At 63.8% G+C, this 15,774-nt stretch carries 16 protein-coding genes and 1 tRNA gene; 9 read left to right on the top strand and 8 right to left on the bottom strand.

What is annotated here, in order from left to right; genetic code table 11:
- Window positions 1-7: 7 nt before the first annotated feature.
- From phnE to AC6LKD_RS14560, 3 genes are read right to left on the bottom strand one after another with little or no spacing between them, the layout of a single operon-like run.
- Entirely contained in the window at window positions 8-1,027 is a 1,020-nt protein-coding gene (gene phnE, locus AC6LKD_RS14570) for a phosphonate ABC transporter, permease protein PhnE (RefSeq protein WP_498116607.1), read from the bottom strand.
- Entirely contained in the window at window positions 1,024-1,863 is an 840-nt protein-coding gene (locus AC6LKD_RS14565) for a phosphonate ABC transporter ATP-binding protein (protein ID WP_498116606.1), read from the bottom strand. Before AC6LKD_RS14565 ends, phnE begins: the two co-directional genes overlap by 4 nt.
- Window positions 1,864-1,886: 23 nt before the next feature.
- A complete protein-coding gene (locus AC6LKD_RS14560; protein ID WP_492277183.1) occupies window positions 1,887-2,822 on the bottom strand; it encodes a phosphate/phosphite/phosphonate ABC transporter substrate-binding protein in 936 nt (311 codons plus the stop codon).
- A gap of 230 nt (window positions 2,823-3,052) precedes the next feature.
- Between AC6LKD_RS14560 and AC6LKD_RS14555 the strand changes: the two genes are divergently transcribed.
- A complete protein-coding gene (locus AC6LKD_RS14555; protein ID WP_498116605.1) occupies window positions 3,053-3,892 on the top strand; it encodes an HAD-IIA family hydrolase in 840 nt (279 codons plus the stop codon).
- On the opposite strand, the gene AC6LKD_RS14550 is transcribed toward AC6LKD_RS14555, so the two are convergent.
- From AC6LKD_RS14550 to AC6LKD_RS14535, 4 genes are all read right to left on the bottom strand, one after another.
- The gene (locus AC6LKD_RS14550) at window positions 3,886-4,788 is read right to left on the bottom strand and encodes a MurR/RpiR family transcriptional regulator (RefSeq protein WP_237709982.1); all 903 of its coding nucleotides are present in this window, start codon (window positions 4,786-4,788) and stop codon (window positions 3,886-3,888) included. The two genes, AC6LKD_RS14555 and AC6LKD_RS14550, sit on opposite strands and share 7 nt — an antisense overlap.
- A 165-nt stretch (window positions 4,789-4,953) precedes the next feature.
- Window positions 4,954-5,442, bottom strand: a complete 489-nt coding sequence (gene secG, locus AC6LKD_RS14545) for a preprotein translocase subunit SecG (protein ID WP_498116604.1) — start codon at window positions 5,440-5,442, stop codon at window positions 4,954-4,956.
- Window positions 5,443-5,463: 21 nt separating this feature from the next.
- Entirely contained in the window at window positions 5,464-6,210 is a 747-nt protein-coding gene (gene tpiA, locus AC6LKD_RS14540) for a triose-phosphate isomerase (RefSeq protein WP_492277179.1), read from the bottom strand.
- Between the two features lie 141 nt (window positions 6,211-6,351).
- Window positions 6,352-7,329 (bottom strand): NAD(P)H-quinone oxidoreductase, encoded by a 978-nt coding sequence (locus AC6LKD_RS14535; RefSeq protein WP_013391947.1) that lies wholly within the window; start codon window positions 7,327-7,329, stop codon window positions 6,352-6,354.
- Between the two features lie 146 nt (window positions 7,330-7,475).
- On the opposite strand from AC6LKD_RS14535, the gene AC6LKD_RS14530 reads away from it, so the two are divergent.
- From AC6LKD_RS14530 to AC6LKD_RS14495, 8 genes are all read left to right on the top strand, one after another.
- A tRNA-Ser gene (locus tag AC6LKD_RS14530) sits at window positions 7,476-7,563 on the top strand.
- A 220-nt stretch (window positions 7,564-7,783) separates the two neighbouring features.
- Complete coding sequence (locus AC6LKD_RS14525; protein ID WP_498116603.1) at window positions 7,784-8,644, top strand: class I SAM-dependent methyltransferase; 861 nt, start codon at window positions 7,784-7,786, stop codon at window positions 8,642-8,644.
- On the top strand, window positions 8,641-9,006 hold the full coding sequence (locus tag AC6LKD_RS14520) for a DMT family transporter (RefSeq protein ID WP_498116602.1): 366 nt from the start codon (window positions 8,641-8,643) through the stop codon (window positions 9,004-9,006). The genes AC6LKD_RS14525 and AC6LKD_RS14520 overlap by 4 nt, the downstream gene beginning before the upstream one ends.
- A gap of 3 nt (window positions 9,007-9,009) precedes the next feature.
- Entirely contained in the window at window positions 9,010-9,699 is a 690-nt protein-coding gene (locus tag AC6LKD_RS14515; RefSeq protein WP_498116601.1) for a glycosyltransferase family 2 protein, read from the top strand.
- A complete protein-coding gene (locus tag AC6LKD_RS14510) occupies window positions 9,696-10,028 on the top strand; it encodes a DUF2304 family protein (RefSeq protein WP_498116600.1) in 333 nt (110 codons plus the stop codon). The genes AC6LKD_RS14515 and AC6LKD_RS14510 overlap by 4 nt, the downstream gene beginning before the upstream one ends.
- Window positions 10,029-12,071, top strand: a complete 2,043-nt coding sequence (locus tag AC6LKD_RS14505) for a glycosyltransferase family 39 protein (protein ID WP_498116599.1) — start codon at window positions 10,029-10,031, stop codon at window positions 12,069-12,071.
- A gap of 3 nt (window positions 12,072-12,074) precedes the next feature.
- Window positions 12,075-14,117 carry a hypothetical protein gene (locus AC6LKD_RS14500; RefSeq protein WP_498116598.1) on the top strand — a complete coding sequence of 681 codons (2,043 nt, stop codon included), beginning with the start codon at window positions 12,075-12,077 and terminating at the stop codon, window positions 14,115-14,117.
- A 267-nt stretch (window positions 14,118-14,384) separates the two neighbouring features.
- On the top strand, window positions 14,385-14,822 hold the full coding sequence (locus tag AC6LKD_RS14495) for a universal stress protein (RefSeq protein ID WP_013391945.1): 438 nt from the start codon (window positions 14,385-14,387) through the stop codon (window positions 14,820-14,822).
- A gap of 25 nt (window positions 14,823-14,847) precedes the next feature.
- On the opposite strand, the gene AC6LKD_RS14490 is transcribed toward AC6LKD_RS14495, so the two are convergent.
- A complete protein-coding gene (locus AC6LKD_RS14490; RefSeq protein WP_498116597.1) occupies window positions 14,848-15,774 on the bottom strand; it encodes a hydroxymethylglutaryl-CoA lyase in 927 nt (308 codons plus the stop codon).

The raw sequence follows: 15,774 nt of genomic DNA, 5'->3' as shown, positions 1-15,774 counted from the left end.
CGCCGGCTCAGCTCAAGCGGCGCCGCAGCCGGGCGGCAACCTGGTCCAGCAAGAACACGGTGATGAAGATCACGACGAGAATGGTCCCGACGTGGGCGTACTGGTACATGTCGTAGCGGCCTTTCAGCTCCTGCCCGATGCCGCCCGCGCCCACCAGGCCCACCACCGTGGCCATGCGCACGTTGCGGTCCAGGATGTACAGGGTGTAGCCGGTGAACTTGGGCATGACCTGCGGCAACACGGCATAGGCCAGCACGCGCGGCTTGCTGGCGCCGATCGCCGCCAGCGCCTCTTGCGGCTTGGTGTCGGCCGTCTCGATGTCCTCGGCGTAGAACTTGCCGAGGAAGCCCATCGAATGGATGGCCAACGCCAGCACCCCGGCAATCGGGCCGAAGCCGTAGGCCAGCACCAGGAACAGCGCGCAGATCAGTTCGGGCATGGCGCGGAACATGCTGACGATGGCCCGCGCCGCCACGTACAGCAGCCGGTTGGGCGCATAGTTGCGGGCGCTGCAATAGGCCAGCGGCACGCTGCCCAACACGGCCAGCAGGGTCGCCCAGATCGCGATCTCGAAGGTTTCCACCATCTTGACCGCCACCCGCCACAGATAGCCCAGCGGCTCGACCAGGTAGGTCTGCGTGGACACCTCGTCTTCCATCTTCAGCGTGCGCGGATTCAGCCGGCTCTCGGTCACCTGCAACGTTTCCACGCGCGCCAGCCACGGCAACTTGTCCGGATCGAAGCCCTCGATGCGCGAGGTCTCGGTGCGATACGAGATTTGCAGCGGGAACAGGCTGTCGGCCAGGGCGCCCAGGCCGGACGTGACCTGGGACTGCTCCTTCAGGCCGACCGCGGCCAACGCGCCGTCCAGGGTCAGCGCCGCCATGCGGCCCATCTCGACCCGCTGGCCGATGTAGAGAAACAGCATCAGCGCGGCGATCACGATCAGCAGCGCACGAGCGCCATAGGGCGGATCCAGGCGCCATCCGGCGTTATCGGCCGTCGTCTTCAATGCGTGCGTATTCATTGCGCGCCTCCTGCCGACAACAGCGCGGGCCGGATCGGCCTGGCCGTGCGCGGCTCGGCATGGCCGCGGCCCGCAAGATCGACGGCAGCCATGCCGCTCTCCGACTGCGGGGCCTGATAGAGCGCACGGGCTGTGGCCTCATCGAACGCGCCGGCCGGCCCGTCGAACACCATGACGCCATGGCGCAAGGCCACGATGCGGTCGGCGAACTCCCGCGCCAGGTCGACCTGATGCAGACTGCACAGCACGGTGGCGCCGCGTTCCCGCGCCTGATTGCGCAACAGCGCCAGGATGTCGCGGCTGATGCGCGGATCCAGGCTGGCCACCGGCTCGTCGGCCAGCAGCAAGGCGGGCGCCAGCATGAAAGCGCGGGCGATGCCCACGCGCTGCTGCTGGCCGCCCGACAATTCGCTCACGCGGCGTTGCAGGTGTTCGGGCTGCAGGCCGACTTCGCGCACCAACCGGCAGGCGCGCTCGCGCAATTCCGCGGGAAAGCGCATCAGATAGGTACGCCATGCCGGCAGGCCGGGCAGCGCGCCCGACAGCACGTTGGTCGCCACCGTGGCGCGCGACACCAGGTTGAAGTGCTGATGCACCATGCCGATCCGGGGCCGTACCGCCGCCAGCGTCGACGGCTGCACCTGCGTGCCATCGACCCACACGTCGCCCTGGGTCGGCGTGGTCAGTCCGTTGGCCATGCGCAGCAAGGTCGATTTGCCCGCGCCCGAAGCGCCCAGGATCACGCAGAACTGACCGCGCGGCACCTGCAGCGACACCGAGTTCAGCGCCGTAGTGCCATCGGCGTAGCGCATGCCCACGGCGTCGTAGCGCAGCATGTCCATTCCGCTTGCTTCGGCGATCACCGCTGGGCCGCCTTCTGCAGGATTTCGCCCTTGATCTCATCGGTCAGCAGAGCCATCTTCGAAGCCGGGCCCGCGAACTGCGCCTCGGAGAACTCGGTATCGAAACGATCCAGCTTGGCGCCGCCGTAGCCGCGCACCATATCCGGCGTCACGCCGGGCGCCTGGTGCACCGTGGCAAAGGCCTGCTTGAGCGTGGTCTTCAGCGTCTCGGGCAGCTTGGTGTTCATGGCCAGCGGCGGATACGGGATGGGCTCGCTCTTGAAGATCACCTTCACGGACTTCGGATCCACCGCGCCCTGGCGCACGGCCTTGTCGAACGAGTCGAACGACAGCGCGGCCGCGTCGACCTGGCCTTGCACCAGCGCAGCCAGACTGCTGGCGTGGCTGCCGGTCAGTTGCAGCGCTGCCAGGTCCTTGGCCGGATCCATGCCGTCCTTGATCATGGAGGCCACCTGGAAGGTGAAGCTGGAGGCCGAGTTCACATCGCCAAACGCGGCGCGCTTGCCCTTCAGGTCGGCGAGCGTATTGATGGGCGAATCGGCCTTGGCGAACATCGCCGCGTAATAGGCGGACTCGCCCTTTTGCACGCCCACGGCCAGCAATTGCGCGCATTGGCGCTCATGCGCCTGCACGTAGGAAACCGGACCCAGGAACGCGACCTCGGCCAACTGGTTGCACATGCCTTCGACCACGGCGCCATAGGACTGGCCCACCGTTAGCTGGAAATGCAGGCCGGTGCTGCGCGTGATCGCGTTGAAGATCGGAGCGTAGTCGGCCTTGGTGCCCGATTCCGTGCCGCCATCGGCGGGGATGAGCAGCACGCGCAGCGGACGCTGCTGCGAACCATCGGCCAGGGACTGGGCTTGCGCGAGAGGCGCGGCGGCCAGCAGGGAAACGAGCGCCAGGGCAGGCGCGCAGGTGCGGATCTTCATTTCGTTGTTCCTAGTCTTGATGAGGTTGCTATCGGGGCGCAACGTGCTTGGCCCTGATTCCGGAACGCAGATTAGTCACCGCACATGACAGGCAAATGAAAATTTCTCAAATCGAAAAATTGAATTTTTGAATTTTGTTCAGATAGAATCACAGCCGCCGGGTACCCCGAATCACAGCGGACGCCCACTCCTTCAACCTTGCACGCGCTTCGACGCCCAACCGCCGATCCATGACCCGCATTGCCTGCACTCCCGTCTCCGACTCCCCCCAAGCCCCGACGGCCGAATCGCCCTGGACCGTCCGCTCGCGCGGACTGATCCTGGATCTGGACGGGACCTTGATACGCGGGCATGAGGTGATACCCGGCGCCAGCGAACTGCTGACCCGCTGGGCGGGGCGCTGCGTCATCGTGTCCAACAATTCCACCGATATCGCGGCGGGCCTGGCGCCACGCTTACGGGCAATGGGCCTGCCGGTAGAAGCCGACACGCTGGTCCTGGCCGGCGAGCAGGCCTTGCGCCATATCGCCCGCCAGCACCCGCGCGCCAAGCTGCTGCTTTGCGCCTCGGACGCGCTGCGAGCCTGCGCCGCAGGCCTGGGGCTGGCGCTGGTGGAGCGCGATGCGGACATCGTGCTGCTGGCGCGCGATCTCGCCTTCGGCTATGGAACGCTGCAGAACCTGGCAAGGGAACTCGCCCGAGGCGCGGCATTGATGGTCAGCAACGGCGATCTCACCCACCCGGGCCCGCAAGGCGCCATCGTCCCGGAGACGGGCGCGCTGCTGCAGTCGGTGCTGGCCTGCGCGCCCGGTGTGCGCCCGCGCATACTCGGCAAGCCCGGGGCCATGCTGCTGGAGGAAGGATTGCGCCGGCTGGGCCTGACGCCAGCGGACACCACGGTCATCGGCGACAACGTGCGCACGGATGGCCTGGGCGCGGTGCGCCTGGGCATGGGTTATCTGCTGGTAGGGAATGCGCCCTACGCGGATGCGCCGGACGTGGCCGGGCTGCTGGATAGCGCATGCCCGCGCAGGCATGCGCTGCCGGCGGGCATCGAAGGCGATCAGTAGCGCTTGTTCGACAGCACGTCGAAAGTGCTGCGCAGGGTAGAGACGGCCTTGTCGTAGTCGGACAGGGCCAGGCAGGCGATGAGTGTGTCGATGATGGCCAATTGGGCCAGCCGGCTGGTCATCGCCTCGGTGCGGAATCGAGTCTCGCGCGACATGGTGTGCAGCACCACATCCGCGTGCTCCTGGATGGGCGATTTACCAAAATTGGTGATGCAAATGGTGCGCGCGCCGGCTTCTTTCGCGAGCCGCGTCGCCAGCACGGTTTCGTGCGTGCTGCCCGAGTGCGAAATAGTCAGCACGGCGACGTCCGGCCCGGTCAGCGATGCGCTGATGGCTTGCACGTGGGAATCGGTCACTGCCGTGGCATGCAGGCCGATGCGCAACATGCGGTAGTGCGCGTCGTGCGCGATCACGGCCGAGCTGCCGATGCCGTAGATTTCCACGCGGCGGGCGCGGCGGATCAGCTCCACCGCCGCCCTCAGCGCGGCCACGTCCAGCACCGATTCGGTTTCCTGCAGGGTCTGGATGTTGCTGTGGAAGATCTTGCTGACGACCTGCTCGGGCGTGTCCTTGGCAGCCAGGTCTTCGTGGATGTACTGCACGGGCTGCACGATCTGCTGCGCCAGCGCGATCTTCAGCTGTTGAAAGCCGGTGGCGCCCAGCAGCTTGCAGAAGCCCACCACGCTGCCTTCGCTGCATTGGGTGCGCTCCGCCACTTCACTGACCGACATGTGCACCACGTCCGCGGGATGGCTTATGACGAATTCGCCGATGCGCTGCGAGGCCGCCCCCATCGACGGCAACAGGCTCTGGATGCGCGCCAGCATGGCCTGGGGCGAGCCCCGCTGCGGATCGGCGGCGGACGGCGTTCGGGGGGAGCGTTTGGATGTGGCCATGGCGGGGTCTGGGGGACGGAAACCGGATGCGAAGGCAACGATACTCTACCCGCTGCCGGCGCGGCGATGGCGCATGCTACCGGCCGCTGATGACAGGATGTCCGAGCCGCGCGCAACGCCCATGAAAAAGGCCGGCATGATGCCGGCCTTTCCGTTTGCTGCGGCTTACTTCGCCGGCGTAGCGGGCGTTTCGGCCGGCTTGTCGCCTGCGGCCGGAGCGGCCGGGGTAGCGGGCGCGGCCGGCACCGAGGGCACCGACGCGTCGGGCTTGGCCGGAGCGGCGGGCACCGAGCTGGCGCCCGGAACCGAGGAAGCGCCGGCAGGGGCGGCAGGGGCTGCGCCCGGCACTTGCGGAACCGAACGGTCGGCCGGGAAGCTTTGCATCACGCCGGAATCGACGGCCGGGCCGCTGTTGCCCTTGTGGCTGACATAAGCCAGGCCAGCGGTGGACGCGAAGAAGACCACGGCGGCCCACTTGGTTGCGCGCGACAGGAAGTTCGCCGCGCCGGTGGCGCCGAACAGGCTGCCGGCCGAGCCGCTACCGAAAGCGGACCCCATGTCGGCGCCTTTGCCCTGCTGAAGCAGGACCAGGACGATGATAGCCAGCGCCGAGATCACTTGGACGGCCAGCAGGATTTTGAGCATCAAGGGCATTACAGACTCCGGAACGGAAACTTAGATAGCGGCGATTCGCAAAAATTCTTCGGCCACGAGCGACGCGCCGCCGACCAGGGCCCCGTCGATATCAGTCATGGCGAACAAACTGGCGGCATTGGCAGCCTTAACGCTGCCGCCGTACAACACTTGCACCTGCGCCGCGCCCAGCGCGCGCAGGGCGGCGCGGATCGCGCCATGGACTTCCTGCGCCTGCTCGGGGCTGGCGGTGCGGCCGGTGCCGATGGCCCAGACGGGCTCATAGGCCAGGACCATGCGCGAAACCGCCTCGGCGCCCAAAGCCAGCACGGGCTTCAACTGGCGTTCGATCACGGCCAGCGTGTTGCCGGCTTCGCGGTCGGCCAGGGATTCGCCCACGCACACGACCGGGGTCAGGCCGGCGGCCAGCGCGGCCTGGGCCTTGGCGGCGACGATTTCGTCGGTCTCGCCATGCAGCACGCGGCGCTCGGAATGGCCGGCCAGGGCCCAGCGGCAGCCGAATTCCTTCAGCATGGCGCCGGAGACTTCCCCGGTGTAGGCGCCCTTGTCATGGGCGCTGACGTCTTGCGCGCCCCACGACACGCTGCTGCCGGTCAGGGCCGACGCCGCCTGCGCGAGATAGGGAAACGGTACGCAGATGCCGATTTCGCAGTGGCTCGCAGCATCCGCGGCGCGCAGCTCGGTCAGCAACGCGGCGTTCTCGGCCAGGTTGCCGTGCATCTTCCAGTTGCCCAGCACGAGGCGGGCGCGGTTTTCGACTGAAGTCATGGCGAGGTATCTGTATCGGTTGGGCTGGGGCGAGCCAGAGGCTGCTTAGCAACCGCCCACAGGTCTGCCTGGAAAAAATTCCAGGCGAAACCCGTGATTGTATCCTGTTGCGGGGCGCTACGCCGGGCGCCCCCCCATTTCTTACATGGTCAGGATGATTTTGCCTATGTTTTCACCGCTTTCCATCATGGCATGGGCGCGCGAAGCCTCGGCCAGCGGGAAGGTGGCGTGCACGATGGGCTTGATGGCCCCTTTTTCCAGCAGAGGCCAGGCCTGCTCGCGCAGCGCGCGGGCGATGGCGCCCTTGAAGGCGACCGGACGGGGCCGCAAGGTGGAGCCGGTGATGGTCAGGCGGCGGCGCATGACCTGGGCCGTATCGACATTGGCGTGCGCGCCGCCCAACTGGGCAATGATGACGATGCGGCCGTCGTCGGCCAGGCATTGCATGTCGCGACCGATGTAATCGCCGGCCACCATGTCCAGGATCACATCCACGCCGCGTCCGCCGGTGGCGTCCAGCACTTCCTTCACGAAATCCTCGGTCTTGTAGTTGATGCCGCGCTCGGCGCCCAGCGCTTCCACCGCGCGGGCCCGGTCGTCGCTGCCGACCGTGGCATAGACCTTATGGCCCATGGCGCGGGCCAACTGGATGGCCGTGGTGCCGATGCCGCTGGCGCCGCCGTGCACCAGCAGGGCTTCGCCTTCGGACAGGCGGCCGCGGTCGAACACATTACTCCAGACGGTGAAGTAGGTTTCCGGCAGGCCGGCGGCCTCGATGTCGGACAAGCCCTTGGGGATGGGCAGGCATTGCGCCGCCGGCGCAACACAGTATTCGGCGTAACCGCCGCCCGCCACCAGGGCGCAGACCTTGTCGCCCAGCGCGTAGCCGCTGCCGGCCAGGTCGCCGCCGACGATCTCGCCGGCCACTTCCAGGCCCGGCAGGTCCGAGGCGCCGCGCGGCGGCGCGTAGTTGCCTTTGCGCTGGAACACGTCGGGACGGTTGACGCCCGCGGCGCTCACTTTGATCAGGACTTCACCCGCGCCGGCATCCGGCGTGGGGCGTTCCACGGGGACCAGGACCTCGGGGCCACCAGGGCGAGAGATTTCTACGGCGTGCATCGCGTGCCTCCTTTGCAGCAAATAGATTATTATTGCGCCCTTTACGGCGTATCGCGCTTTCGCCCGGGCAGATTGTTTGCCTGATGGTCGCAGTGCAGGGCAATACGCCGCCAAAGCTGTATCCAGTCAGCAGCACAGCAATCCCCGGAAGCGTGGCAGAGTGGTCGATTGCACCGGTCTTGAAAACCGGCAACGGGCAACCGTTCGTGAGTTCGAATCTCACCGCTTCCGCCAATAAATATTATGCGTGACGGATCTCCACGACTGGTTTCGGGCCACCCAGGCACGTCCACGCACTGTACCCCGGCCACGGCCCGCAATATTCCTTGCGGGACAGGCCCGCCAAGAGTTGATTTCGGCAGCCTAGTCTCCGATAAGCTAGGTTGACCAGCAAGTCGCCCAATCGGCAATAACATCCAGACTTCCAGCTCTCCCACAGAATTCGAGTGTCTATATGCCTTCAGTGTCCGCATGCCCCCTGTGCGAAACCAGTTCCGCGTTCGAATTGGCTTACCACAAAGCGGGTATCCCGATCTATCGCTGCCGAGGCTGCGGCGCCGGCAAGGCTGAACCGGAACAGTTCGACGCCGCCGCCTACTACGACTCGTCGTACTTCAATGGCGGCCGCTCCGACGGCTATTCCGACTACATCCAGGCCCGCGACGTACTGCATGTCCAATTCCGGCAGGAAATTACCCTGCTGAAAAAGCTCGGCGCCGGCCGTGGCCATCTGGTTGAACTGGGCTGCGCCTACGGTTATTTCCTCGACGAGGCCAAGGCGGCGTCGTACGTGGTTAGCGGCGTGGAACTCTGCGAAGACGCGGTCGTGAACTGCCACGCGCGTGGGCTTGACGACGTCCACCACGGCGAAGTTTCCAAGGAGGCCTTGTCCCGCTTCTCCGATGCCGACGTCGTAGTCTTGCTGGATGTCATCGAGCATCTGCCGGACCCAGTTGCCTCGCTCGAAGCTGCAGCAGGCACACTCAAGGCGGGCGGATTGCTCCTCATGACAACGGGTGACTTTTCCTCCTTGGTGGCAAAGACCACCGGCAGCAGCTGGCGCTTGATGACGCCACCGCAACATCTCTGGTTTTTTACGCCGAAGTCATTGGAAGCGCTCTGCAATCGCTTGGGACTGGATCTGGTGCATCTGGATCATCCCTGGAAGAAGGTGCCTATCGGACTGATTTTTTATCAATTGCTCCGATATCTGTCCTTGCGCCCATCGCTTCCCGGCTGGATGCACCGCGTTGGGATGCCGGTCAACCTGTTCGATGCCATGCGTCTGGTCTTTCGCAAGCGAGAGGCGACGTGAAGGCCGTCCACATCCTGCTGGTTACGCTGTTCTCCGTCGGAATGGGAGCAGGGCAACTTCTGCTCAAGTATTCCGCGCAACGCCAGATCGTCAACGAACAGCAGAGCCTGTTTTCCCGCCTCTTGTCGCTGGCAATGGACTGGCCATTCCTGCTTGGAGCAGCCAGCTACGGCCTTCTGCTTGTCTTTTGGGTTTGGCTGCTGACCTTTATCCCGCTTTCGCGCGCGTATCCCTTCACTCTGCTGAGCTTGCTCGTCGCATCGCTAGGCAGTTGGTATTTCTTTGGCGAAACGCTTACGCCGCGATTTCTGGCGGGACTGGCAGTTGTTGGAATTGGCCTGATCATCCTGGGTACGGAATAGAGCATGTCTTCCGCCGATCAAGACCGAGTCTGGGTTGTCATCGCCGCCTACAACGAGGGCAGCGTAATAGCCAATACCATTGCCGACGTTCTCGCTTGCATGAAGAATGTCGTGGTGTGCGACGATTGCTCCAGCGATACCACTGCTGAAGCCGCACGGGCAGCGGGTGCCCATGTGCTGTCCCATCCGATCAATCTTGGCCAAGGTGCGGCGCTGCAGACAGGAATTGCGTACGCGCTGCGGCAGAACGCCGAGTACATCGTTACGTTCGACGCCGACGGCCAACATGACGCCCGCGAAATAGCCCCCATGCTTGAGGCGCTAAAAGCTAGCGGCGCCGATGCGGCGTTGGGAAGCCGCTTTCTGGGCACGAAAACCAACATTCCATGGTCGCGCAAAGTCGTGCTGACCGCCGCCTTGCTGTTCACGCGCCTCACCTCACGCATCCGGCTGACCGATGTACACAACGGATTCCGCGTGCTGACGCGAGACTTCTGCGAAGGCTTCGAATTCAAGCAGAACCGCATGGCGCATGCGTCTGAAATCCTGGACCACATCGCCTCTCACCATGTGCGCTTCATCGAGCATCCAGTGACCATCGCCTACACGGAATACTCCATCAGAAAAGGCCAGCGCAGCTCCAATGCGATTCGTATCCTGATGGAGTTGCTGATGGGGAGAGTCTCCAAATGATCCTCAGCATCTTGCTGACTGCCGTATTCCTGTTCATGGCGGTCTATAGCTTCGCCTTCATCCGGCCGAACACGATCCGTTTACTGCTCTGCCTGGCGTATCTCGCGGGGATCTACTTCGTTTGGAATCCGGAGATCACCTCCACGATTGCCCACTTCTTCGGCATGGGCCGTGGCCTGGATTTTTTCCTGGTCCTGCTGCTGGTGGCCATCATCAATGCTTTGGTCCTGCTCGCGCGCCACCTCAATTCGCAGCATCGGGCAATCACCAACCTGGCGCGCTATATCGCCCTGCAAAATGCCCAGCCAGGCAACAACAAAACAGAGTAAATGAAGTCCATGGCAAGTACGCAGCCAGTCCGGCAAAACATCACTGCGGGCCACTGGCTGGCGCTGATCGTCACGACTATTCTCGTTTTTCTTTCCCTCGACCTCGGATCCCTGCAACCGGAATACCGGGTCAGGATCGCCCCCGATACGGATCAGGAGGGCAGTGTCCAGATCGCGTTCTACGGTCGGGATTTCGATACTTATCTGTCCAGCGGCGTTCTGACCATGCCTTCCTCGGGTTGGCTGGTCCAGCGTTGGGCGGATTCGACCGTGCTATTGGCGCAAGCGACGGCCGGGGCGATCGAAATCGTCGCGCAAGACACCCCGGCCGTGCTCTCCCTGGTGCACCATGCGGGCGGCGGCACGCTCCTATTGGACAACGATGCCGGCCACCGTCGTGCGATCTCCTTGCGATCAACCAACGAAACGATTTCGCCCCTTGTCATAGGCGGACCAGGGTCCTCCGTGCCGCCCAGCGGCTACAAGCCCCGCTACGGCATGGCGGTGCAATTGGCAAGCGCGGCGGCGATCTTCATGTTGTTGCTCGCCATTACCTGGCTGATGACTCGGCCCGGCCGCGCCCAAAGCGAGCCTCGCCGCATCGAGATCGCTCTGCTCACCCTTCCCTTTCTGCTGACCACCGGCGCAACTCTGATCGCGTTTGTGCCAGGCAATGTCGCCTACGATGGATCGCTCCAGTGGGTACAGGCCGCTGAACGCGGCGAACTCTTCGAACCCCTAGGCTACCCCGCGACCTACCTGATGCGGATGTTTACGCTAGTGAGCAGCTCTCCGCAGCCGCTGCTGGTGCTGCAGAGCATCCTGGCGGCATTGGCTATGGCGCTAGTGCTGCGCGAATTGCGCTACCGCGGCGTCTCGTTTCCGATTGCGCTGGCAGCAGCTGCGATCCTGGCGATCACACCGCAGTACTTCTCGTTTTTCACCAATCTTGGCAAGGATCCGTTGAGCCTGATTGGCATGCTGTTCTTTGCCTGGGCGCTGCTCAACCTGTGTCGACAACCCAAGGACGCCCCCCCCTCCTGGGGCATGCTGGCCGCGCTGATTGGCAGCGGGCTGTTTGCCGGCCTGATGCGCAATAACGTGATGCCAATCATTCTGTTGGCGCTACTGCTCGGCCTGGCGTTGCTGTTCTGGCAGAACCGGCGCTACAGCCTGATCGGCGCCGGGGCGCTCTTCCTGATAGCGGCGCTCGTGGTTCCCAGGCTGCTCTCGCTCCAGGCGACTCAGGAGATCGCCAAGTACCAGCGCCCCGCGGAACGCGTACGAATCTTGCCCAACGCCGATCTTCCCCTAGGCGTATTCAGCAATCTCTACATCTACCACTTGTTCAGCGCGGCCATGGCAAACGGCATCACCGTGCCGCAAGAGGATGCCGAGCCATTTTTTGCCATTATTCCGCAGGAAAAATGGCAGGACTATTCCTGCTACATGACCGATACCACGATGGCCAGCCTGGGGCGCCATATCAAGCTCTCTCAGGATGAGTACATCGCGCATCTGCAAGCGCACCAGACCGCCATGGCCAAAACCGTGTTGCGCATTGTGCGCGAACACCCAAACTTGCTGATGGACCGGCAAATCTGCATTACCAAAGTGCTATGGAAAATCGGCGTGGGCCAGCGCCCCTTCCAGACAACCACAATGCTGGGCTACGACATCGTCGACAAGCGCTTCCCGCCCTTGGCCGGCGAGAGTCGCTCGCCGTGGCCCTCTTTGCGCCGGTTCGTTCAGAATTATGAACAGTGGACGGAAAGCCCGGACCGTTTCTGGTTTTTCTGGAGGCCTGCCCTCCCGTTGGCACTAGGACTTTTCATCGTCGGCCTGTATCTGGCGCGCGCACGCGATATAGGGGTGATGCTCGTAGCGCTGCTGCCGTTGCTCTCCATCGCACAATTGCTGCTTGTCATCCCGTTCCCCGCCTACCGCTACGCCTATCCTGCGGTGTTGATCCTGATGCTGTTTAGCGTGCTCGCTTTTTCGCGCCCGACCTCGACGGCCGCCCCTTTTCGACGCAGGCGCTGAACCATGTCCGCAAACCGAGCCCTTTCCAGCGCCCCCACGCTTGGGAACAGACTCCCCATCTGGGGATGGCTTGCAACATTGCTGACTGCCGCGCTATTGGTCTTATCACTTGATCTAAGCCGCGAACGCCCTATATATACGCTGAGCGTTTCCCCCGATGCCGCCTACACGGGATCGCCAAGAGTAGTGCTATATGGAGCAAATTTCGACACGCTGAAAGGTTCCGGCGCCATTGTGATTCCGCCTGATGGCTGGAAAGTGATTCGAGGGGAGGACTCTGTTACGCTCGCAGCCGAGGTGAATGCCCCCCCGCTCACGATCCGGGCTGTAGACGCCCCCATCCAACTGGGGTTCCTGCGCTACGCCCAGCCCAACGCAGTCATTTTGAGCAATAACGCAGGGTACTCGGATCGTATCGATCTGCAGGCACCCACCGAATCGATTCATTCGCTAGTGGTCGGGGGTAGCGACTCGGCCATACCCACCATAGGCATGCAAGCGCGCTTCGGCGCGTTTACCCGCATCGCGATTTTCGTGTCGATTTTCTGCGCACTCATCGTGATCGCATCTCGCATATGGACTGCCCCCCCGCCCGCCGGTCATGACAAGCGGCCGCCCAGCCTCCGGGAAATCCCATGGTTGGCATTGCCATTGGCGCTCTCAGCTTTGGCGACGCAGATCAGTTTCTATCCGGGAAATGTCAGTTTCGACGCATCGCTGCAATGGGTGCAAGCCGCAACGCGAGGTGACCTTTCAGAGCCGTTAGGCTACGCCGCCACGTACCTGATGCGTTTTTTTACCTTGATCGACACTTCACCGGCGTTGCTCTTGGCGCTACAAGAAATACTCGCGGCGCTGGCGGTAGCGCTTGTGCTGCGGGAACTTCGCTTTCGTGGCGTGCCGCTCTGGGGGGCCGTAATCATTGCGTTCGTACTGGCGCTGACGCCGCAATATCCTTCCTTCTTCAGCAATCTCGGCAAAGACGCGCTCTGCACGCTGGCGATTCTTGTCTTCACCTGGGCATTACTGGCGATAACCCGCAAGCTTCGCGGCGAGTCAGTGCCAGGTTTCCTGCTTTTCGTGCTGGCATCTACGGGCTTGGCCGCAGGGCTCATGCGGGCCAACGCGATGCCTTCGATTGTTCTTGCCATGTTTGGAACTCTGGCCCTGCTGCATCGCCGCTTCGGCGGACGCCGGGTAGTCGTAGCCGGCATGATTTTCCTGGCATTGGCGTTCGCCATTCCACGGGGGCTTTCCTTGTTGGCGAAAACCGAGATGCGAGTGCACCAGACACAAGAGGCAGCGAACGACATGCCAGAGCGACCTCCTCGTTTGTTCGCCAACATAGTCATCTATCACCTTTTCAGCGCAGCCGTCGCCAGCGGTATGCCCTTGCAGGCGGAAGATACCGCCCTTTTCTACAAGCTGGCGCCGCGCGAAGCCTGGAAAGACTATGACTGCCAGATGACGGACACAACCCAGACCGCCATTTCGGCAAACATGTTGATGAACAAAAAGGAGTACTGGACGTTCCTCTGGAACCACCAGCTTGATATGGCGCGAGCCGTGGGCAACATCCTGTCCGCGCATCCCGGGATTCTCTGGAGCCGGCAGAGCTGCATCACGAAAATGCTGTGGCATACCGCCGTGGGCGAGAAGCCTGTCCAGACCACCACCGTTCTGGGCTATGACACCCCGGCCATGAATTTCGTGCAGATCGCAGGCCAGAATCGAAACCTGTGGCCCGCGCTGGCCGACGCTCTCCAGCGCTACGAGGACTGGAGCGAGAGCCCGAATTGGTTCTGGCTGTTCTGGAAACCCGCGCTACCGCTGATTTTGGGAATTTTCATATTGGGCATGTACTGCGCGCGCGCCCGGGACATAGGCATGCTGCTGGCAGCGGTAACGCCGCTGACCTCCATCCTGTTCCTGCTCATCGTGATACCGTTTCCAGCCTATCGCTACGCCTATCCGGCCGTATTGCTGATGCTGTTGTTCAGTGGCCTGGCGTTCGCCCGGCCAGTCAGACGCATCGCACAGCCTTGATTTCCAGAGCAGCCTTGTCTTCCTGATGCCGCACAACAGTTCATTGCGCTACGCAAGATAGTGCGTCGGGAAGTTGCGTAGGAAGCGCAGCACTGACGCGGCGGATACAGTCGATGCCGGCTCTATGGGTGTGGTCTGGTGGCAAGCGGCGAATTTCCCTCGCGGTTCGCCGAATACCGCCACAAGGCGTAGTATGAGGATAGCTGCTGTTCACGCTCCTAGGGCCGCGCGGACTCGCGCCGCCCTCCACACCCTCAGGAGGTCGTCATGTACAAGCACATACTCATCCCCATCGACGGTTCCGCACGGGCCTACGCCGGCCTGGCGCAAGGACTGGGCCTGGCCAGCGCCCTGGGCGCCAGCGTCACCGTGTTGACGGTATACAGCGCTTTCCGCCCGACTTCCATGGAAACCGTGCACCTGGAAGGCGTGCACACGGAGTATGAACGCGAGGCCACGGAATCAGCCAGGTCGTACTTGTCGCAAGCCGCCGCGCAGGCCGACGCGGCAGGCGTGCCCTGCACCACCGAAATGCGTGAAAGCAATAACCCGGCGCAGACCATCATCGACGTCGCCATGACGCAAGGCTGCGACCTGATCGCCATGGCCTCGCGCGGCCACGGCGGGCTGGCGGCCGTGCTGCTGGGCAGCCAGACGCAAAAGGTGATGGCGCATTCGACGCTGCCGGTGATCGTCTACCGCTGAGGCGGGCGTCTCGCGCGTCCCAGCGCTATGCCGCGGCCAGTGCTCCGTAGGTCTTGGGAATGCCGGCGGCCGCCACGCCGCTGCGCAGATGTTCTTGCGGCAGTGCCGCTGCCAGCAAGGTGCGCGCCGCCAGCAGCCGCGGCAGATCGACGCCCGTCCGGTACCCCATGCTTTCCAGCATGAAGACCAAGTCTTCGGTGACGATGTTGCCCGACGCGCCGGGCGCGAAGGGACAGCCGCCCAGGCCGCCGAGGCACGAATCGAAAGCGCGGATGCCCTCGTTCAGGCCGGCCAGCGCGTTGGCCAGGCCCAGCCCCATCGTGTCGTGCAGGTGCAGCTTGACCAGCCGCGCGCCCACGGCGTCCTGCGTGGCGCGCACCGCGTCGCGCACCAGTGCTGGATGGGCGTAGCCCACGGTATCGGCCAGCGCGATCTCATCGGCGCCCGCCAGCGCAGTGGCCGCGGCTACCTGCGCCACCCGGCCCACCGGCACCACGCCTTCAAGAGAACAACCAAAGGCCGTGGCGACCGCTGCGTCGATGCGCATGGGCCGCGGCTGCGCCCGCGCCCAATCGACAATCGACGCCAGCACGTCCACCTGCGCGTCGGTGCCCTTGCCCACGTTGGCGCGACTATGCGTGTCGCTGACCGAAACGGGAAACGACAGCGCGTGCGCGCCGGCCTCGTAGGCAGCGATGGCGCCCTTGAGGTTGCAGACCAGCGCGACCACGGTCAGGCCGTCGATCTTCAGGACTTCGGGCAGGACGGCGCCGGTATCGGCCATCTGCGGCACCAGCCGCGGCGACACGAAGCTGCCCGCCTCGATCTCGCGCAGGCCGGCGTCGGCCAGCTGCCGGATCCAGCGCAGCTTGTCGGCCGCCGACATCATGCCCTTGGCCATTTGCAGCCCGTCGCGCGGCCCCACTTCGCAAAGCCTGACTTCCTGGTTCAT

The sequence above is a fragment of the Achromobacter sp. D7-1 genome (assembly GCF_059760445.1).
The sequence above is the reverse complement of the archived record's forward strand: the minus strand, read 5'-3'. Positions and strand labels throughout refer to the sequence as shown.